This window comes from Lysobacterales bacterium, assembly GCA_019634735.1.
In the GTDB taxonomy this organism is placed as follows: domain Bacteria; phylum Pseudomonadota; class Gammaproteobacteria; order Xanthomonadales; family UBA2363; genus Pseudofulvimonas.
The window spans coordinates 1-18,558 of the sequence record JAHCAT010000007.1; the positions used below are offsets into that span (position 1 = coordinate 1).

The following is an 18,558-nucleotide window of genomic DNA, read 5'->3' on the forward strand; positions in this document are numbered from 1 at the left end:
CCCCGCCGGACCGGCTTGCGTCAAGTCGAAGGCCCCGCCCAGGCGGGGCCTTCGCTGTTTGAAGCGAACGACTCGACACCGCTCCGGGTTCGGTGTGCGATGTTCGGTGTTCGGCAAGCGGGGCGCGATCTGCTCCCTATCTCTCGCCGAGACCTGATTGGCGTCGTCTCTCAGCCGGGCTGTCCAGGGCGCGGGTACGACAAAAATCAGGGTCTCGAGCAAGGATGCGAAGCCGATCACGATCCGGTGCGCGGTCTGCGTGCCGCCCACGCCGATGTCGCACTGCATCAACGCTGCGGGTTTTGCCCTCCGCTGTCCTCGGGTAGGCTGCCCCTTCATCCACAGTGGGAGGTCGTCCGCCATGACCATCCGAACATTCGCGGCATTGCTGGCACTGCTGCTCAGTGCAGCCGTACATGCGAACCCGCTCAGCTGGCAGCAGGACGCCTTGCGCGCAATAGACCAGGTGCCGACACGGCAGCTGGCGGCCCTGGACATCACGCAGCTTGCCGAGGAAGACGCCTTCAACGAGGCCATGGGGCAGCCTCCCCGCTTCGCCATCGCGCATCCGGAACTGCTGAACGTGGCGCACAGCGCCGACTGGGAGCAGTCCGGCGATGCAAGCATCTGGCGGTTGCGCGTCAAGGCTGCCAATGCGGTCTCGGTGAACTTCGGGTTCACCCGGTTCCGGTTGCCGGAAGGCGCGGCGCTGTACCTGTACAGCGCCGATCGCAGTCAGCTCGCCGGGCCGTACACCGCCGCGCACAACAACGTCCACGACGAGCTGTGGACGCCGATCATCGCCGGCGACGAGGTGATCGTGGAACTGAACGTGCCGACCGAGCGGCGCCCCGCGGTCCAGCTGGAGCTGGGCAGCATCAACCAGGGCTACCGCGGCTTCGGCGATGCGGTGAAGGAATACCTGCAGCCCGACCTCGATCTGGATGCCGGCGGCAAGCAGTGCAAGGACGGCGGTGGCCGCTCCGGGGCGTGCAACCAGGACGTCGCCTGCCTGTCCGATGGCGATCCCTGGAACGAGCCGCGTCGTTCGGTGGGCGCCTATTCGCGCAGCGGTACGTTCGCCTGCAGTGGCTCGCTGGTCAACAACACGGCCAACGACCGTCGTCCGCTGTTCATGACCGCCACGCACTGCATCAACGCCGCCCAGGCGCCCAGCATCGTCGTGTACTGGAACTACGAGTGGCCGAGCTGTCGTCGCCCGGGCGCCGCCGGGGGCACATCGACCAATCCGCCGAACCCGGCGACCAGCAGCAGCGGCGGCACCTGGCTGGCGGCGACGGTCAACCCCTTCAGTGGTGGCGGCTGCACGGTCGGAAGCCAGTGCTCGGACATGACCCTGATCGAGCTCAACAACGCGCCCAATCCGGACTGGAACCTGTTCTGGTCGGGTTGGGACCGCCGGCCGCCGCCCACCGCCTGCGCGCAGGGTGCGCCCAACACGACCGATGGCCTGTGCGCCAGCATCCATCACCCGGGCGTCCATGAAAAGCGCATCACCTTCGTCGCCCAGGACATCCAGGTCGGCAACATCGCCGCCGCCACGGGCGTGCACTGGCACCCGTTCTGGCATCCCAACCCGCCCGAGCTGCCGAACATGCCCGGCGGCGCGCCGGCGGTCATCCCACCCGCGGTCACCGAGGGCGGCTCCTCGGGATCGCCGCTGTACACGGCCGCCCAGCGGTTCATCGGCGTGCTCAGCGGCGGACCGGCCGCATGCGGTGCCACCGGCGCCAATCTCTCGGACTTCTACGGGCAGCTGGCCCACGCCTGGGAGGGGTTGGGCACGCCGTCCACGCGCATGCGCGACTACCTGGACCCGATCGGCGGCGCACCCCTGTTCATCGATGGCATCGGCGTCTCGCCGTTCGCGCTGGCCGTCGATCCGGCCACTGTCGCGGCCTGCGCCAGTGCCGGCTCCGTCGCGCTCGACATCGACGTGCTGCAGTCCGAACCGGGCTTCACCGGGACCGTGGCGCTGTCCGCGGCGGGCCAACCGACCGGCAGCACGGTCGCGTTCGCGCCCCCCTCGGTCGTGACGCCGGGCAGTTCGGTGCTTACGGTCGGTGCCCTGGGCGCCGCCACCCCCGGCAACTATGCGCTGGTGGTCACCGGTACCAGCGGCGGCGACGAGGTCAACCGTACCGTGCCCTTCGTGCTCAACGACGTTGCGCCCGGTGCGGTCGGCCTGAGCTCGCCCGCCAACAATGCCGTGGGCGTGTCGTTCCAGCCGACCCTTACCTGGTCGGCCGCCAGCTCCGGCGGCGCCACCAGCTACCTGGTCGAGGTGGCCAGCGATGCCGGCTTCGGGACCCTCGTGTTCAGCCAGACGGTCGACGACCTGACCTCGGTCCAGGTGAGTCCGGCCCTGGCGTCCAACACCTCCTACTGGTGGCGTGTCACTGCCGCCAATGCCTGCGGCACCGCGACGCCCTCGGCCGTGTTCACGTTCAAGACCCAGCCGGCTCCCGGCGACTGCGACGACAGCACCACGCCAGTGGTCATCTTCACCGAGGACTTCACGGGCGGTCTGGGCGGCTTCTCGACGGCGGGCAGCGTGGGCGCGCAGACCTGGGCGGTGTCGAACGTGCGGCCGAGTCCGCTGTCGGGCGGCAATGCGGCGCTGGCGGTCGACATTCCCACCGTGTCGGACCAGCGGCTGACCTCGCCGACCATCGCGTTGCCGGCGGCGGATCTGCCGCTGACGCTGAAGTTCCAGAACTGGCGCAACATCGAGAACAACGGCGCCACGGCGTGCTATGACGGCGGCATCCTCGAGGTGTCGGTGAATGGCGGTGCCTTCACGCAGATCACCGGGGCGGGCCTGCTGAACGACCCGTACCGTGGTCCGATCAGCGCCAGTTTCGCCAATCCGCTGGCGGGCCTGAACGCCTGGTGCGAGCCGGCGCCGGGCCGTCCGTACGACGATACGCTGGTGGACCTGAGCCCGTATGCGGGCAGCAACGTGCAGCTGCGCTGGCGGCTGGGCACGGACAACTCGGTGGCGCGCGAGGGCTGGTACGTGGACGACATCCGCGTGCAGGCCTGTCAGGCCGACAACGACCTGATCTTCGCGGACGGCTTCGAGGCGCCCTGAGTGGGCCAGGCCCTCCGTCGGCGCCGGACACCGGGTCCGGCCAGGCGGCGGAGGGCCCTGCGGCCGGGGCGGTGGACGCTCCGGCCGGCTGCGCCACGGTTGGCAGCGGCAGGCAGGACGGTCACTGCCGCGTCCCGGCCGGACCGGCGCCGCTGTGGCGGCGCCCACAGGACAGGCGGGCGCGGTGCCCGGGGCCGCGCCCCGGCTTGGCATACGGGCTAGACTTCCCGCCCCGTTTCCGCACACGCCATAGCACCTGCAGATGAGTCGACAGCGCGTCCTCACCGGCATCACCACGACCGGCACCCCGCACCTGGGCAACTACGTCGGCGCCATCCGCCCTGCGATCGCCGCAAGCGGCCGGGCGGGCGTCGAGTCCTTCTTCTTCCTGGCCGATTACCACGCCCTGGTGAAGTGCGGCGACGCCGACCGCGTGCGCCGCTCCACCCTGGAGATCGCGGCCAGCTGGCTGGCCTGCGGCCTGGATCCGGAGCGGGTCTGCTTCTACCGGCAGTCGGACATCCCCGAGATCCCGGAGCTGGCCTGGATACTGGCGTGCAGTGCCGGAAAGGGGCTGCTCAACCGCGCCCATGCCTACAAGGCCGCCGTCGACGCCAACCTGCAGGCCGGCGAGGACGCCGATGCTGGCATCACCATGGGCCTTTTCCTCTACCCCGTGCTGATGGCGGCCGATATCCTGGCGTTCAATGCCGATCGGGTCCCGGTCGGTCGCGACCAGATCCAGCACATCGAGATGGCGCGCGACATGGCCGCGCGCTTCAACCACCATTACGGCGAGCACTTCGTGCTGCCCGAGGCGCAGGTCGACGACCAGGTCGCGACCTTGCCGGGTCTCGACGGCCGCAAGATGTCCAAGAGCTACGACAACACCATCCCGCTGTGGCTGCCCGAGCGCGAGCTGAAATCTGCGATCGCCCGCATCGTCACGGACTCCCGGGCGCCCGGTGAGGCGAAGGAGGTGGCGGGGTCGGCCCTGTTCGAGCTGTACCAGGCGTTCGCCAGCGCCGAAGAGAGCGCAGCCATGCGCCAGGCCTATGCCGACGGCATCGCCTGGGGAGAGGCCAAGCAGCGCCTGTTCGAGCGCATCGACTCCGAACTGCGGCCGCTGCGGGAGCGCTACTACCAGCTGGTCGGCCGGCCCGGGGAGATCGAGGAGATCCTGCGCCTGGGCGGCCGTCGCGCGCGCGCGGTCGCGACTTCCCTGGTCGCCGAGGTCCGCATCGCCGCCGGCCTGCAGCCGCTGTTCGGGCTGCGCTGGGAGAAGGAGCGCGGCGCCGACGACGGACGCCAGGAGCAGCCGCGCTTCGTCACCTTCCGCGAGGACCAGTCGTTCCGCTTCAAGCTGCTCGACGGCCACGGCACGGTGGTGATGGAGAGCGTGCCGTTCGCCGATCCCAAGGCCTGCGGTCAGGCCATCGGCGCAATCAAGAAGGCGGCGGTGGCCGGTCGGCCGCTCGACAGCCGGGCTGTGCCTGAGGGATTCGAGGTGCTGGGCGAGGACGGCGCGGTGGTCGCCCGCGGCGCCGACCCGGCGCACCTGGCGCCGGTCATGGAATCGCTCGCCCTGCTGGCGGCCTGACCGCCGCAGGCTGTCCGCCCCGCCTGCGCGCACTGCGGGCGCCGCGGCGCCGCTCCACCATGCCGGCTTCCCTGCGCCCAGCCCGGCGATGATCACCGGTGAGGCAAGCGCCTCCCTCTCCCCCGGCCCCTCCGCCGCAGGCGGGGGAGGGGAGAAGTGGTGAGCGGTCGCACGGGCGGAATACGCCGGGGATGAGGTCGGAGGCAAGCACTTCCCCCCCCGGCCCGTCCCCCGCCGGCCGGTCGCCGCCGGCCGGCCGCTACGACGCCGACTGCAGGTCGTCGAGCAGTGCCTTGAGGAAACGCGAGGCCTCGCCGCCGGTGCAGGCGCGGTGATCGAAGGTGAGCGAGATCGGCATCATCCTGTGCGCCTCGAAGCCGCCAACCACCGGGCGCATCTCGAAGCGCGCCTTGCCCGCGGCGACGATGGCCACGCACGGCGGCACCACGATGGGGGTCGCGTAGCGGCCGGCGAACACGCCGAAATTGCTCAGGCTGATCGTGTAGCCCTTGAGGTCCTCGGGCGGCAGCGAGCGGTCCTCGACCTGGCCGCGCAGGCGGTTGACCGCCTCGCGCACCTGGCCGGCGTCCAGCAGGTCGGCGTTGCGCAGGGCAGGCACGAACAGGCCCTCCGGCGTGTCGACGGCGATGCCGACGTCGACGTGCGGATGCAGGGTGCGGGTCCCGGCGGCGCCGTCGAACCAGGCGTTCAGCGCCGGCTCGGTGCGGCAGGCGACGACGATGGCGCGGATCAGCCGGGCGGTGACATCGGTCCTGGCCGGCCAGGCATGCAGGTCGGCGTCGTCGCACAGGGTCGTGGCCACCACCTCGGCATGCGCCTGCGCCATGATCCGTGCCATGTTGCGGCGGACGCCGCGCAGCGGCTCCGGCTGGCCGGTGCGCGGCGTGTCGCCAGGCGGCGAGGTGCGCACCGGCCGGCCGGCGGCCGACATCGTGGTGCGCTCGCGAGCGCCACCACCGCTGTCGGGCGCAGTGGTTGGTGCGGCAGGCCGCGCGGCGGCGGGCGCAGCGGCCGGGACCGGCGCGCCGGCGCGCGCGCTGCCGTCCGCCGCCGCCTGCTTGACGTCGGCCAGGGTGACCACGCCGCCGCTGCCGGTGGCGCGCACGCGCGCCAGGTCGACGCCCAGCTTCTTCGCCAGCGCCCTGACCGCCGGCATCGCCTTGACGCCGCCGACCGTGGCCACCCGCTCGCTCTGCACGCGGTCGGAACTCTCCATCGCGCCGACCACGGTGCCGGCATCGCCGCCGGCCTTGCCGGCAGGTGCGGGCAGGTCGTCCTCGAGGATCTCGCCACCGACGTCGGAAGCGACCACCGTGGTCGCATCGCCGTCGTCGCGGCTGGCCTCGTTCGGCACCGGACGGCCGGCGCCCTTGTGGCCGGCGGGCCCGGCGTGGTGGTGGCCGGTGTCCTCGGCCTCGGCGCGCTGTGCGGCACCCTCGGCCAGTTCGAAGCCGGCCAGCGGGCTGCCGGTGGCGATCACGTCGCCGGGACCGCCGAACAGCTTGACCACGGTGCCGGTATAGGGCGAGGGCACCTCGACCACCGCCTTGGCGGTCTCCATCGAGACCAGCGGCGCGTCGAGCTTGACGAGGTCGCCCTCTTTGACGTGCCACTCGACGATTTCCGCATCGGGCAGGCCTTCGCCAAGGTCGGGGAGGATGAAGGTCTTCATGGTCACCTGCGAACACGGTTGAGGGAATGCCGCTGCCTGGGCCGGCGCAGGGCTGCGATGGCGACAGTGAGCAGGACGAGCAGTGCAAGCGACCAGGAGGCGACGGCTGGCACCGGCGTGGCGGGGACGCCCCCACCCACGGTCAACTGGAACTGCGCGACGTCGGCGCTGGAGGTGCCGAAAATCACGGTATGGGTGCCGGCGGGCAGGGCCGGCATCGTGAATGGCCAGGCGCGGTAGACGCTGGCGGGCGGACACAGGAAGCCGCAGCCGGGGTCGAAGTGGATCCTCACCACGGTTCCGTCGATGACGATGGTCGGTGCGTTGCCACCGAAGCCCCCGGTGGGGACCGAACTCCATCGCCAGAACGTGGCCTGGAATGGCAGCCCCGCAGGCGGCGGACTGGGCTCGGTAGTCAGGGCCGGGGCCGGGATGCCGCCGGTCTGCGCGGACGCGCCAGCGGGGATCGCCAGCGCCATCAGCGTGCTCAGCAGGGGGGCTGTCCAGGATCTGCCCATCGTGTCGTGCTCCGGTCTGTCGGGCGGTCAGGCCGCCAGGGTCCGCTTGGCCGCCTCGACGATGCGGCCGACCGGCGGCAGGTACTTCATCTCCAGCCGGAACAGCGGAATGTGGGTGTCGTAGCCGGTCACGCGCTCGACCGGCGCCAGCAGGTCGTACATGGCCTGCTCGGCCAGGCGGGCGGCGATCTCGGCACCGACGCCGACGTTCTTCGGCGCCTCGTGGACGATCACGCAGCGGCCGGTCTTGGCCACCGATTCGTGGATGGTGTCGAAGTCCAGCGGCTTGATGGTGGCGACGTCGATGACCTCGGCGCTGATGCCCTCGGCCTCCAGGGCGTCGGCGGCCTCCAGGGTCTCCTTGATGGTCGCGCCCCAGCTCACCAGGGTCACGTCGCGGCCGTCGCGCAGCACGAAGCAGACGTCCAGCGGCAGGGCTTCGCCGTCGTCGGAAACCTCTTCCTTGTACTGCCGGTAGATGCGCTTGGGCTCGAAGAAGATCACCGGGTCGGGATCGCGGATCGCCGCCAGCAGCAGGCCGTAGGCGCGCGCCGGCGAGGACGGGATGACGATGCGCAGGCCGGGCACGTTGGCGAACAGCGCCTCGTTGGCCTCGGAGTGGTGCTCGGGCGCGCGGATGCCGCCGCCCCAGGGCGCGCGCACCACGAGCGGGCAGGTCAGCCGCCCGCGGGTGCGGTTGCGCATGCGCACGGCGTGGCACATCAGGTGTTCGAGCATCGGGTAGATGAAGCCCTCGAACTGCGCCTCGGCGACCGGCTTCAGGCCCTGGCAGGCCATGCCGACGGTCAGGCCGGCGATCGAGGTCTCGCACAGCGGCGTGTCGATCACCCGCCACGGGCCGAACTGTTCCTGCAGACCGACCGTGGCGCGGAACACGCCGCCGTTGACGCCGACATCCTCGCCAAGCACGACCACCGAGGGGTCGTTTCGCATCTCCCAGGCGAGCGCCTGGGTGACGCCTTCGATCAAGGTGATCTCAGCCATGCTTCACCTCGCGGGCCACGGCAAGGGCGCGTTGCTGGGCGATCTCGAGCGGCGTGTCGCCGTACAGATGGTCGAACATCGCCTCGACCGGCTGGGCACGGGTCGACAGGTAGGCGTCGACCTCCTCGTTGACGCGTTCCTCGCACTGCGCCTTCCAGGTGTCCTCGCGGGCGTCGCTCCAGGCGCCCAGCCGGGTCAGGTAGGCGCGCAGGCGGCCGATCGGCTCGCGCTGCCAGGCCGCCTTGACCTCGGCATCGTCGCGGTAGCGGCGGGCGTCGTCGGCGGTGGTGTGATCGTGCAGACGGTAGGTGACCATCTCGATGACGCTGGCGCCGCCGCCGGAGCGGGCGCGGTCCAGGGCCTGGTCCATGGCCTCCCGGCAGGCGATCAGGTCGTTGCCGTCGACCTGCAGGCAGTGCAGGCCGCCGGCGATGCCCTTCTGGGCCAGGGTCTTGGCGCCGGTCTGCTTGCTGCGCGGAACCGAGATCGCCCACTGGTTGTTGACCACCACCAGCACCAGCGGCAGTTCGAAGGCGCCGCCGCAGTTGAGCGCCGCGTAGAAGTCGGCCTTCGAGGAACCGCCGTCGCCGCAGACGCTGACCGCGACCCGCTGCTCGCCGCGGATGCGGAAGGCCAGCGCGCTGCCGGCGGCGTGCAGGCACTGGGTGGCGATCGGCACCGACCAGGCGAAATCGTGGCGCGGGCCGGAAAAATCGTTGCCGCGCTCGTCGCCGCCCCAGTACATGAGCACGTCGCGCGGCTTGACGCCGCGGTAGAACTGCGCCGCGTACTCGCGGTAGGCCGGGGCCAGCACATCTTCCGGCCGCATCGCCGAGCCGATCGCGGCGTGCGCGGCCTCGTGGCCCAGGCAGGAGGCGTAGGTGCCGAGCTTGCCGGTGCGCTGCAGGGCGATCGACTTGGTGTCGAACACGCGGGTGAAGCTCATCAACTGGTACAGCTCGACCAGGTGGTCGAGGTCCCTGGCGATCGCCGGCAGTTGCTTGCCGATCGGATGGCCGTCGGGGTCGAGGTACTGTCGGTACTCGATCTCGAAGGTCGCTGCGGTGGTCACGATGGGTCCTCGTCCCGGTAAGACGCCCTGAATAGCAAGGCCGGCCGGGCAAGGCAAGCCGCGATGCGACAGCCCGGGGCCGCCACGGGGGCGGCACCGGCCAGCGGCTATACTGGCGGGCTTCCACGCCACGGAGAGGGCCATGGCCGGCACCGAGAACCTGCGCGACCTGGAAGCCGGGATCGAGCGCGACCTGCGCGAGAAGCTGGATTACGGCGGCTACCTGCGGCTCGACCAGGTGCTGTCGGCGCAGGCGCCGGTGTCCGATCCGCCGCACCACGACGAACTGCTGTTCATCGTCCAGCACCAGGTCGCCGAGCTGTGGATGAAGCTGGCCATCCACGAGCTCAAGGCGGCGCTCGGCTTCATCCGCGCCGACCGCCTGGACCAGTGCCTGAAGGTGCTGGCGCGGGTCAAGCAGATCCAGCGCCAGCTGTTCGAGCAGTGGGCGGTGCTGGAGACCCTGACGCCCAGCGAGTACCTGCAGTTCCGGCACCTGCTGGGTCCGGCCTCGGGCTTCCAGTCCTTCCAGTACCGGACCATCGAGTTCCTGCTCGGCAACAAGAACGCCGGCATGCTGGCGGTGTTCGACCACGACCCGTCGCGCCAGGCCGCGCTTCGAGAGGTGCTGGAAAGCCCGGGCCTGTACGACGAGTTCCTGCGCTGGCTGGCCCGTCATGGCCATGACGTCCCGGCCTCGTGCGTGGAGCGGGACTGGTCGTTGCCCTATGCCCGCTGCGCCGGCCTGCTGCCGGTGTTCAAGCGCATCTACGAGGATCCGGCCGGCCACTGGGACGCCTACAACGTCGCCGAGAAGCTGGTCGACATCGAGGAGAGCTTCCAGCTCTGGCGCTTCCGGCATATGAAGACGGTCGAGCGCATCATCGGCTTCCGGCGCGGCACCGGCGGTTCCAGCGGCGTCGCCTTCCTGAAGCGGGCCCTGGACCTGACTTTCTTCCCCGAGCTGTTCGAGGTCCGCACCGAGCTGGGCACCGCCGCGGGGTACTGAGCGCGCGCCAGGCAAAAAAAACCGTCCGGGGAGGCCGGACGGTGTGCCCAAGGGGGCGGGAGCGCCCCGATGAAAGGGAGTGTCTGTACCTTCCGACCGGGCCGGCCCGGATCGGTTCATCCCGGTGGCGGTCGTCTTCAGCCGCCAGTCATCGCCGTGTTAACCGGCGCTAACGGACGGGTCGTGGGCCCGGGTTCCGGCGGTCGACGGGTGCGATGCCCGGCCTCGCAGCGCGCGGGCAGCCCGGTCCCGGGTCCGGGCGCCCCGTTTCGGCAGGCGCGCGGGCAGGGCAGCTCGCCACCGCAGGTAGATCGACACCGGGTCGCTGCGGGCATCGCGGCCGGCCGGGTCGCAGCGGCGCGGTAGAATGCCGGGCTGCGCCGTGACGCCTCTGGAACCGCCCATGCTGGACAAGAGCTTCGACCCCGCCGCCATCGAATCGACCTGGTACGAGCGCTGGGAGCGTCTGGGCGTGTTCCGGCCCTCGGGGCAGGGCGAGCCCTACAGCATCCTGCTGCCGCCGCCGAACGTCACCGGCACCTTGCACATGGGCCACGCCTTCCAGCACACGCTGATGGACGCCCTGGTGCGCTGGCAGCGCATGCGCGGCCGCGACGTGCTCTGGCAGGTGGGGACCGACCATGCCGGCATCGCCACGGAGATGGTGGTCAGCCGCCAGCTCGCCGGCGAGAACCTCAGCCGCGACGGGCTCGGCCGCGAGGCTTTCATCGACCGCGTCTGGCAGTGGAAGCAGCAGTCCGGCGACACCATCACCCGGCAGATGCGCCGCCTGGGCGCCTCCGGCGACTGGTCGCGCCAGGTGTTCACCATGGACCCGATGCCCTCGGCGGCGGTGGTCGAGGCCTTCGTGCGCCTGTACGACGAGGGCCTGATCTACCGCGGCCAGAAGCTGGTCAACTGGGATCCGGTGCTGAAGACCGCGATCTCCGACCTCGAGGTGGTCAGCGAGACCGAGCAGGGCTCGTTGTGGTCGATCCGCTATCCGCTGGCCGACGGCAACGGTTTCCTGACGGTCGCCACCACCCGGCCGGAGACGATGCTCGGCGACGTTGCGGTCGCCGTGCACCCGGAGGACGAACGCTACGCCCACCTGGTCGGCAAGATGCTGCGCCTGCCGCTCACCGGCCGCGAGATCCCGGTCATCGCCGACGCCTACGTCGAGCGCGAGTTCGGCACCGGCTGCGTCAAGATCACCCCGGCGCACGACTTCAACGACTACGCGATCGGCCAGCGCCACGGCCTGCCGATGATCAACCTGTTCACCGACGAGGCCCGCCTCAACGACAACGCGCCTCGCGCATACCGTGGCCTGGACCGTTTCGAGGCGCGCCGCGCGGTGCTCGACGACCTCGACGCGCAGGGCCTGCTGGTGGAGGAGAAGCCGCACACCCTGCAGGTGCCGCGCGGCGACCGGACCGGCCAGGTGATCGAGCCCTGGCTGACCTGGCAGTGGTTCGTGCGCATGGACGCGCTGGGCCGGCGCGGGCTCGAACTGGTCGAATCCGGGCAGGTGCGCTTCGTGCCGGGCAACTGGATCAGCACCTACCGGCACTGGCTGGGGAACATCCAGGACTGGTGCATCAGCCGGCAGCTCTGGTGGGGCCACCGGATCCCGGCCTGGTACGGCGACGACGGCAGCATCCACGTCGGCCGCGACCAGGACGAGGCCACGGCGCGCGCGCGCGCCGCCGGGTACGACGGCCCGCTGCGCCGCGAGGACGATGTCCTGGAGACCTGGTTCTCCTCGGCGCTGTGGCCGTTCTCGACGCTGGGCTGGCCGGACCCGGAGCAGATGGCCGGCCGCGGCTACGACCGCTTCCTGCCGTCCTCGGTGCTGGTCACCGGCTTCGACATCATCTTCTTCTGGGTGGCCCGGATGGTGATGATGACCGATCGGCTGACCGGCAAGGTGCCGTTCCACGACGTCTACATCACCGGCCTGGTGCGCGACAAGGACGGCCAGAAGATGTCGAAGTCGAAGGGCAACATCCTGGACCCGATCGACCTGATCGACGGCATCGGCCTGGACGCGCTGGTCGCCAAGCGCACCGCCGGCCTGATGCAGCCGAAGATGGCGAAGGCCATCGAGCAGGCGACCCGCAAGGACTACCCGGACGGCATCCCGGCGTTCGGCGCCGACGCGCTGCGCTTCACCTTCGCCTCGCTGGCCAGCCACGGCCGCGACATCAAGTTCGACCTCGATCGCTGCCAGGGTTACAAGGCTTTCTGCAACAAGCTCTGGAACGCCGCGCGCTTCGTGCTGATGAACACCGAGGACTTCCGCGCCGACGGCGCCGCCGCGCCGGCCGGCGCCGGCGATGCCGAGCGCTGGATCCTGGCGCGGCTGGCGGCGACCGTCGCCGAGGTCGACGCGCAGTTCCAGGCCTACCGTTTCGACCTGGCCGCGCAGGCGCTGTACGGCTTCGTCTGGGACGAGTTCTGCGACTGGTTCGTGGAGCTGGCCAAGCCGGCCCTGCAGGGCAACGACGACGTCGCCCGGCGCAGCGTCCAGCACACCGCCCTGCACGTGCTGGAGGCGGCGCTGCGTGCCCTGCACCCGATCATCCCGTTCGTCACCGAGGCGATCTGGCAGCAGGTGGCGCCGCGCCTGGGCCTGGCCGAGGCCACTGTGTGCCTGCGGCCGTGGCCGCAGACGGCCGCCGGCGATGCCGAGGCGGTGCGCCGGATCGAGTGGCTGAAGTCCGTGGTCTCCGGCGTGCGCGCCTTCAAGAGCCAGATGGGCCTGTCGCCGGGGCGCGAGGTCGAGCTGCTGTTCGCCGGAGGCGATGCCGGCCAGCAGGCGCTGATCGGCCGCTTCGAGGCGCAGCTGCGCTTCCTGACGCGCGCCGGTTCGCTGCGCGCCCTGGCGGCGGGCGAGGCGGAGCCGGCCGGCGCCACCCTGGTCGCCCAGGCCGGCGAGCAGCGGGTCCTGGTTCCGGTCGCCGGGCTGATCGACATCGACGCCGAACTGGGCCGCCTGGACCGCGAGGTCGCGCGGATCGACGCCGAGATCGGCAAGTGCCGGGGCAAGCTCGGCAACGAGCGGTTCGTCGCCAACGCCCCGGCCGAGGTGGTCGACCAGGAGCGCGCCCGCCTGGCCGACTGGCAGGGCCAGCGCGAGGCGCTGCTGGCCCAGCGCGGGCGGCTGGCCGGCGGCTGAGCGGCGCCGCGCGCTTCAGTCCGGCGCCGCGGCCGCTTTCGCCGGCCGCGGCCCGAACAGGGCCGAGCCGATCCGCACCAGGGTGGCGCCTTCGGCGACCGCCAGCGGCCAGTCCTCGCTCATCCCCATCGACAGGGTGTCGGCCTCCGGGTGCCGGGCGCGCAGGTCGGCGAACAGCGCCGCCATCGCCGCGAATGCCGCGCGCCGCCGGGCCGGGTCGGGGTCCGGCCGCGGAATGGCCATCAGGCCCCGCAGGCGCAGGTTCGGGCGCGCCGCCACCGCGTCGGCCAGGGCCGGCACATCCTGCGGCGCGCAGCCGGACTTGCCGGCCTCGCCGTCGATGTTGACCTGCACCAGCACCTGCAGCGGGTCCGAAGCCGCCGGCCGGTGCCGGTCCAGGGGATCGAGCAGGCTGTCGCGGTCCAGGCTGTGCAGCCAGTCGAAGTGGCGGGCCACCTCGCGGGCCTTGTTCGACTGCAGCGGCCCGATGAAGTGCCAGACCAGGTCCAGGTCGGCGCAGCCGGCGATCTTGGCCAGCGCCTCCTGCACGTAGTTCTCACCGAAGTCCCGTTGCCCCGCCGCGGCCAGGACCCGCACCCGGGCCAGCGGCTGCGCCTTGCTGGCGGCGACCAGCAGCACGTGCCGGCCAGGGCCGGCGGCGGCGTCGATGGCCTCGCGGCAGCGTCGCCAGGCGTCGTGAAGCGGGTCGCTCATCGGGGAAAAATGCGGCGCTATACTCGGTCGGGCCGGCCCGGCGGGCCGGCATAGAGCGCCGCGACCGGCCCGCTCGGCCGATCCGGCTCCGGAAAGGATTCTACGCGCGGGGGAGTCAATGGATATCGCCGAGCTTCTGGCGTTCTCGGTCAAGAACAAGGCCTCGGACCTTCACCTGTCTGCGGGCCTGCCGCCGATGATCCGCGTCGATGGCGACGTGCGCAAGATCAACCTGCCGGAGCTGGACCACAAGCAGGTGCATGGCCTGGTCTACGACATCATGTCGGACAAGCAGCGCCGCGATTTCGAGGAGTTCCTCGAGGTCGACTTCTCGTTCGAGATCCCGGGCCTGGCGCGTTTCCGCGTCAACGCCTTCAACCAGAACCGCGGCGCCGGCGCGGTGTTCCGCACGATTCCCTCGCAGGTGCTGTCGCTGGAGGACCTCGGCTGCCCGCCGGTGTTCAAGGAACTGCTCGACCAGCCCCAGGGCCTGATCCTGGTCACCGGGCCGACCGGTTCGGGCAAGTCGACCACCCTGGCGGCGATGATCGACCACATCAACCGCAAGGAATACGCGCACCTGCTGACGATCGAGGACCCCATCGAGTTCGTGCACACCCCGCAGCGCTGCCTGATCAACCAGCGCGAGGTCCACCGCGACACCCATGGCTTCGCCGAGGCGCTGCGCTCGGCGCTGCGCGAGGACCCCGACTACGTGCTGGTCGGCGAGATGCGCGACCTGGAGACCATCCGTCTGGCGCTCACCGCCGCCGAGACCGGCCACCTCGTGTTCGCCACCCTGCACACCTCGAGCGCCGCCAAGACCATCGACCGCGTCATCGACGTGTTCCCGGCCGGCGAGAAGCCGATGGTGCGTTCGATGCTGTCGGAGTCCCTGCGCGCGGTGATCGCCCAGGCCCTGCTCAAGAAGGTCGGTGGTGGGCGCATTGCAGCGCACGAGATCATGGTCGGCATCCCGGCGATCCGCAACCTGATCCGCGAGGACAAGGTCGCGCAGATGTACTCGGCGATCCAGACCGGCCAGCAGCACGGCATGCAGACCCTCGACCAGTGCCTGCAGGACCTGGTGCGGCGTGGCCTGGTCACCAAGCAGACCGCGATCAGCTACGCCAAGCAGAAGGAGATCTTCCGATGAGCGAGGAAGGCATCGAGCTGGTCGGCTTCCTGCGGACCATGGTCGACAAGAAGGCGTCGGACCTGTTCATCACCGCCGGGCGGCAGCCCTGCATCAAGGTGCACGGCAAGCTGCATTCGCTGACCGAGCAGCCGCTGACCCCGCACCAGAGCAAGGAGCTGGTGCTGAACTCGATGAACCCCAGCCAGCGCGAGGCGTTCGAGAAGACCTACGAATGCAACTACGCGATCAGTGTGTCCGGGCTGGGCCGTTTCCGCGTCAGCTGCTTCTACCAGCGCAACGCGGTCGGCATGGTGATCCGCCGCATCGAGATGAAGATCCCGACCATCGAGGAGCTCCAGCTTCCCGCGGTGATCAAGGAACTGGCCATGGTCAAGCGCGGCCTGGTGCTGTTCGTCGGTGCCACCGGCACCGGCAAGAGCACCTCGCTGGCGGCGATGCTGGGCTACCGCAACCGCAACTCGTCAGGCCACATCATCACCATCGAGGACCCGATCGAGTTCGTGCACCGCCACGAGGGCTGCATCATCACCCAGCGCGAGGTCGGCATCGACACCGAGAGCTACGAGGCGGCGCTGAAGAACACTTTGCGACAGGCGCCCGACGTGATCCTGATCGGCGAGATTCGCGCCCGCGAGACCATGGACCACGCGATCGCCTTCGCCGAGACAGGCCACCTGTGCCTTGCGACGCTGCACGCCAACAACGCCAATCAGGCGATCGACCGCATCCTGCACTTCTTCCCGGAGGACCGCCGGCCGCAGACCCTGATGGACCTGTCGCTGAACCTCAAGGGCGTGGTCGCCCAGCAGCTGCTGCCCACCGTCGACGGCAAGGCCCGCCGCGTCGCCATGGAGGTGCTGCTGGGCACACCGCTGGTGCAGGACTACATCCGCAACGGCGACGTGCACAAGCTCAAGGAAGTGATGAAGGAATCCACCAACCTGGGCATGCGCACCTTCGACCAGAGCCTGGTCGAGCTGTACCACGCCGGCGAGATCTCCTACGAGAACGCCCTGCGCTACGCCGACTCCAGCAACGAGGTGCGGCTGTCGATCAAGCTCGCCAAGGGCGGCGACGCCCATTCGCTGTCGAAGGGCCTGGGCGAGGTCGACCTGCTGGAGTGATCGGCCCGTTCGTCGCCGGGGCGCGCGCGTGATCGCGTGCTACTGCCATCACTTCGTGCTGCCGCTGCCGGACGGGCATCCTTTCCCGATGACCAAGTACGCGCGCCTGCACGCACGCATCGCCGACCGCGCGGCCGCCCTGGGCATCGAACTGGTCGAGCCCGCGCCTGCCGCCGTCGACGACCTTCGCCGGGTCCATGACCAAGGCTACGTGCAGCGGGTCCTGGAGGGATCGCTGGCGCCGGGCGAGCTTCGCCGGATCGGCTTTCCCTGGTCGCCGGCCATGGCCGAGCGTGCCCGGCGCTCGGTTGGCGGCACCATCGCCGCCCTGCGCGCGGCACTGGCGGGCGACGGCGTGGGCGTCAATCTGGCCGGCGGCACCCACCATGCCGGCATCGACCGTGGCGGCGGCTACTGCGTGTTCAACGATGCCGCGGTCGCGGCCCGCCACGTGCAGTCGCACGGGCTGGCGCGGCGGCTGCTGGTCATCGACCTCGACGTCCACCATGGCGACGGAACCGCGGCGATCTTTCGCGACGACGCAAGCGTCTACACGTTCTCGATGCACGGGGCACGCAACTACCCGGCCGTGAAGCCGCCCGGCGACCTGGACCTGGCCCTGCCCGACGGCATGGACGACGCCGCCTACCTGGACCTGCTGGCCGAGGCCTTGCCCCGGGCGATCGCGCAATCCAGGGCCGATGCCGCGATCTATCTGGCGGGCGCCGATCCGTTCGCCGGCGACCGCCTGGGCCATCTGGCGCTCAGCAAGCCAGGCCTGCGCGAGCGCGACCGCCTGGTCCTGCGCCGTTGCCGGGAGGCGGGAATGCCGCTGGCGGTGGCGATGGCCGGCGGCTATGCCGAGGAGGTCGAGGACATCGTCGACATCCACGAGGCAACCGTGATCGAGGCCGCGGCCGCCGCGCGGGCATGGCAGACGGTGCCGGCGGCGCGCAGGGCCTGAAGCGCGCGCTGGCCGGGGCGGCCCTCTTCCCCGCCCTCCCCCGGAGGCGGGGGAGGGGAGAAGTGCGGTGCCGTGGCCCGTTCCTGACCCGGGCACCGCGGCGCGGAGCACAATCTGCTCCCCCTCTCCGCAAGCGCTGATCTGTGGGCAAGTGAGGTGCGGCGGCGGCTTCGCAGGAGGGCAGCGACCCTGGAAGCACCGCACCCGGGGCCTGGTCTGCTCCCCAGCAGGCGCGTCGCGCAGTGCAAACCTTCCGGCCACTGCTAGCATCGAACCGGACATGGACGGCAGCGGGGCCCCCGATTTGGCGATGGCGGCGTTCCTCGATGAGGACAGCAGCGACGTGCGGGCGGCGGCGGCGGGCGACGCCGGCGCCTTCGAGCGCCTGTACCGGCGCCATGCCAGCCGCCTGAACGCCGTGCTGTGGCGTCTGGCGGGCGGCGTCGAGGCGCGTGCCGAGGACTGGTTGCAGGAGGCCTTCGTGCGCGCCTGGCAGCAGCTGCCCGGCTTCCGTTTCGAGAGCCGCTTCGGCACCTGGCTGCACCGGCTGGCGGTGAACACTGCCCTGATGCAGCTGCGGTCGCTGGCGGCCCGGCCGGAGGGGTGGATCGATGCCGACGCCGACGACGCGAGCTTGCACGGCGGCGGGGCGGATCGGCCCGATCTTCGCCACGACCTCGAGCGGGCGATCGGGGCGCTCCCGGAGCGTGCCCGCGCGGTCCTGGTCCTGCACGACATCGAAGGCTGGCAGCACCAGGAGATCGCCGAGGCCATGGGTACCGCCGTCGGCACCTCCAAGGCCCAGTTGCATCGCGCCCGCGGCCTGTTGCGGGCCCAGTTGGAGGATCCCTCGTGAGTACCACCTCGAACGAACCACGCGACCCCCTTCTGCAAAGGGCGCTCGAATCCCTGCCGAGGCGGCGCGAACCTGGACGGGACCTCTGGCCGGACATCGCCGGGCGCCTGCCGCCACGCGACCTGCCGGCGTCGCCGGCGGCGACCAGGCGCCGGGGCGTCTGGAAACTGGCGCTGGCCGCCGGCCTGGCAGCCGCGCTGCTGGTCCGGGTCCTGCTCCAGACCCACCCGTTCACGCCAACGCCGGACCCCCAGGCCTTTCTTGCCAACGATCCCGCACAGGCCCTGATCGAGGCCTATGCCGACGTGCTGGCTGCCGAGACCGAGGCGGGATCCGTGGGTGTCGCCCTGTGGGAGGGCGGCGACGCCACCCGTCGCGCTGCGGTCCGCGAACTGGACACGGTCACGGCAGCGCTGGCGGCGGCGTTGCGCAGCGAACCCGATTCCCAACTCCTGCGCCGTCTCCTGCATCAGACACTGCAGCAACGTGCCGCGCTTGCACGGCAGTTCCACCACGTCTGATCCGCAATCCCGACCCCGACCCTGGAA

General features: G+C 70.8%; 15 protein-coding genes. 9 read left to right on the forward strand and 6 right to left on the reverse strand.

Annotated elements, in window-relative coordinates; all coding sequences use genetic code 11:
* Positions 1–363: hypothetical protein (locus KF823_07955; protein ID MBX3725835.1), on the reverse strand; the 363-nt coding region annotated here is incomplete at its 3' end.
* On the opposite strand from KF823_07955, the gene KF823_07960 reads away from it, so the two are divergent.
* Together KF823_07960 and KF823_07965 are read left to right on the forward strand one after the other, a co-directional pair.
* On the forward strand, positions 362–3,115 hold the full coding sequence (locus KF823_07960) for a hypothetical protein (GenBank protein ID MBX3725836.1): 2,754 nt from the start codon (positions 362–364) through the stop codon (positions 3,113–3,115). The genes KF823_07955 and KF823_07960 overlap by 2 nt on opposite strands.
* A 262-nt stretch (positions 3,116–3,377) precedes the next feature.
* Positions 3,378–4,715 carry a tryptophan--tRNA ligase gene (locus tag KF823_07965; protein ID MBX3725837.1) on the forward strand — a complete coding sequence of 446 codons (1,338 nt, stop codon included), beginning with the start codon at positions 3,378–3,380 and terminating at the stop codon, positions 4,713–4,715.
* Between the two features lie 259 nt (positions 4,716–4,974).
* On the opposite strand, the gene KF823_07970 is transcribed toward KF823_07965, so the two are convergent.
* Genes KF823_07970 through pdhA form a run of 4 tightly spaced genes read right to left on the reverse strand, consistent with a single transcriptional unit; the run spans position 4,975 to position 9,003 of the window.
* A complete protein-coding gene (locus KF823_07970) occupies positions 4,975–6,408 on the reverse strand; it encodes a 2-oxo acid dehydrogenase subunit E2 (GenBank protein ID MBX3725838.1) in 1,434 nt (477 codons plus the stop codon).
* 2 nt (positions 6,409–6,410) lie between these two features.
* Positions 6,411–6,926 carry a hypothetical protein gene (locus KF823_07975; GenBank protein ID MBX3725839.1) on the reverse strand — a complete coding sequence of 172 codons (516 nt, stop codon included), beginning with the start codon at positions 6,924–6,926 and terminating at the stop codon, positions 6,411–6,413.
* 27 nt (positions 6,927–6,953) lie between these two features.
* Positions 6,954–7,931 (reverse strand): alpha-ketoacid dehydrogenase subunit beta, encoded by a 978-nt coding sequence (locus KF823_07980; GenBank protein ID MBX3725840.1) that lies wholly within the window; start codon positions 7,929–7,931, stop codon positions 6,954–6,956.
* On the reverse strand, positions 7,924–9,003 hold the full coding sequence (gene pdhA, locus KF823_07985; GenBank protein MBX3725841.1) for a pyruvate dehydrogenase (acetyl-transferring) E1 component subunit alpha: 1,080 nt from the start codon (positions 9,001–9,003) through the stop codon (positions 7,924–7,926). The genes KF823_07980 and pdhA overlap by 8 nt, the downstream gene beginning before the upstream one ends.
* A gap of 142 nt (positions 9,004–9,145) precedes the next feature.
* Between pdhA and KF823_07990 the strand changes: the two genes are divergently transcribed.
* Together KF823_07990 and KF823_07995 are read left to right on the forward strand one after the other, a co-directional pair.
* A complete protein-coding gene (locus tag KF823_07990) occupies positions 9,146–10,012 on the forward strand; it encodes a tryptophan 2,3-dioxygenase (GenBank protein ID MBX3725842.1) in 867 nt (288 codons plus the stop codon).
* 403 nt (positions 10,013–10,415) lie between these two features.
* Entirely contained in the window at positions 10,416–13,193 is a 2,778-nt protein-coding gene (locus tag KF823_07995) for a valine--tRNA ligase (protein ID MBX3725843.1), read from the forward strand.
* Positions 13,194–13,208: 15 nt separating this feature from the next.
* On the opposite strand, the gene KF823_08000 is transcribed toward KF823_07995, so the two are convergent.
* Positions 13,209–13,907, reverse strand: a complete 699-nt coding sequence (locus tag KF823_08000) for a YggS family pyridoxal phosphate-dependent enzyme (protein ID MBX3725844.1) — start codon at positions 13,905–13,907, stop codon at positions 13,209–13,211.
* 118 nt (positions 13,908–14,025) lie between these two features.
* On the opposite strand from KF823_08000, the gene KF823_08005 reads away from it, so the two are divergent.
* The 5 genes from KF823_08005 (at position 14,026) to KF823_08025 (ending at position 18,531) form a co-directional block, all read left to right on the forward strand.
* Positions 14,026–15,063: a type IV pilus twitching motility protein PilT gene (locus tag KF823_08005; protein MBX3725845.1), complete on the forward strand. Its 1,038-nt coding sequence runs from the start codon at positions 14,026–14,028 to the stop codon at positions 15,061–15,063.
* Positions 15,060–16,190 carry a PilT/PilU family type 4a pilus ATPase gene (locus KF823_08010; GenBank protein MBX3725846.1) on the forward strand — a complete coding sequence of 377 codons (1,131 nt, stop codon included), beginning with the start codon at positions 15,060–15,062 and terminating at the stop codon, positions 16,188–16,190. Before KF823_08005 ends, KF823_08010 begins: the two co-directional genes overlap by 4 nt.
* 88 nt (positions 16,191–16,278) lie before the next feature.
* Complete coding sequence (locus tag KF823_08015; protein ID MBX3725847.1) at positions 16,279–17,154, forward strand: histone deacetylase; 876 nt, start codon at positions 16,279–16,281, stop codon at positions 17,152–17,154.
* A 280-nt stretch (positions 17,155–17,434) separates the two neighbouring features.
* Positions 17,435–18,010 carry a sigma-70 family RNA polymerase sigma factor gene (locus KF823_08020; GenBank protein ID MBX3725848.1) on the forward strand — a complete coding sequence of 192 codons (576 nt, stop codon included), beginning with the start codon at positions 17,435–17,437 and terminating at the stop codon, positions 18,008–18,010.
* Positions 18,007–18,531 carry a hypothetical protein gene (locus KF823_08025; GenBank protein ID MBX3725849.1) on the forward strand — a complete coding sequence of 175 codons (525 nt, stop codon included), beginning with the start codon at positions 18,007–18,009 and terminating at the stop codon, positions 18,529–18,531. The genes KF823_08020 and KF823_08025 overlap by 4 nt, the downstream gene beginning before the upstream one ends.
* The last annotated feature ends 27 nt before the right edge of the window (positions 18,532–18,558 follow it).

Excerpts from the sequence above, each read along its gene's own strand:
- KF823_08000 (MBX3725844.1), bottom strand. The coding sequence starts at position 13,907 with ATGAGCGACCCGCTTCACGACGCCTGGCGACGCTGCCGCGAGGCCATC.
- KF823_07970 (MBX3725838.1), bottom strand. The coding sequence starts at position 6,408 with ATGAAGACCTTCATCCTCCCCGACCTTGGCGAAGGCCTGCCCGATGCG.
- KF823_07975 (MBX3725839.1), bottom strand. The coding sequence starts at position 6,926 with ATGGGCAGATCCTGGACAGCCCCCCTGCTGAGCACGCTGATGGCGCTG.
- KF823_08020 (MBX3725848.1), top strand. The coding sequence starts at position 17,435 with ATGGACGGCAGCGGGGCCCCCGATTTGGCGATGGCGGCGTTCCTCGAT.
- KF823_08015 (MBX3725847.1), top strand. The coding sequence starts at position 16,279 with ATGACCAAGTACGCGCGCCTGCACGCACGCATCGCCGACCGCGCGGCC.
- KF823_08010 (MBX3725846.1), top strand. The coding sequence starts at position 15,060 with ATGAGCGAGGAAGGCATCGAGCTGGTCGGCTTCCTGCGGACCATGGTC.
- KF823_07965 (MBX3725837.1), top strand. The coding sequence starts at position 3,378 with ATGAGTCGACAGCGCGTCCTCACCGGCATCACCACGACCGGCACCCCG.
- KF823_07980 (MBX3725840.1), bottom strand. The coding sequence starts at position 7,931 with ATGGCTGAGATCACCTTGATCGAAGGCGTCACCCAGGCGCTCGCCTGG.
- KF823_07995 (MBX3725843.1), top strand. The coding sequence starts at position 10,416 with ATGCTGGACAAGAGCTTCGACCCCGCCGCCATCGAATCGACCTGGTAC.
- KF823_07990 (MBX3725842.1), top strand. The coding sequence starts at position 9,146 with ATGGCCGGCACCGAGAACCTGCGCGACCTGGAAGCCGGGATCGAGCGC.
- KF823_07960 (MBX3725836.1), top strand. The coding sequence starts at position 362 with ATGACCATCCGAACATTCGCGGCATTGCTGGCACTGCTGCTCAGTGCA.
- KF823_08005 (MBX3725845.1), top strand. The coding sequence starts at position 14,026 with ATGGATATCGCCGAGCTTCTGGCGTTCTCGGTCAAGAACAAGGCCTCG.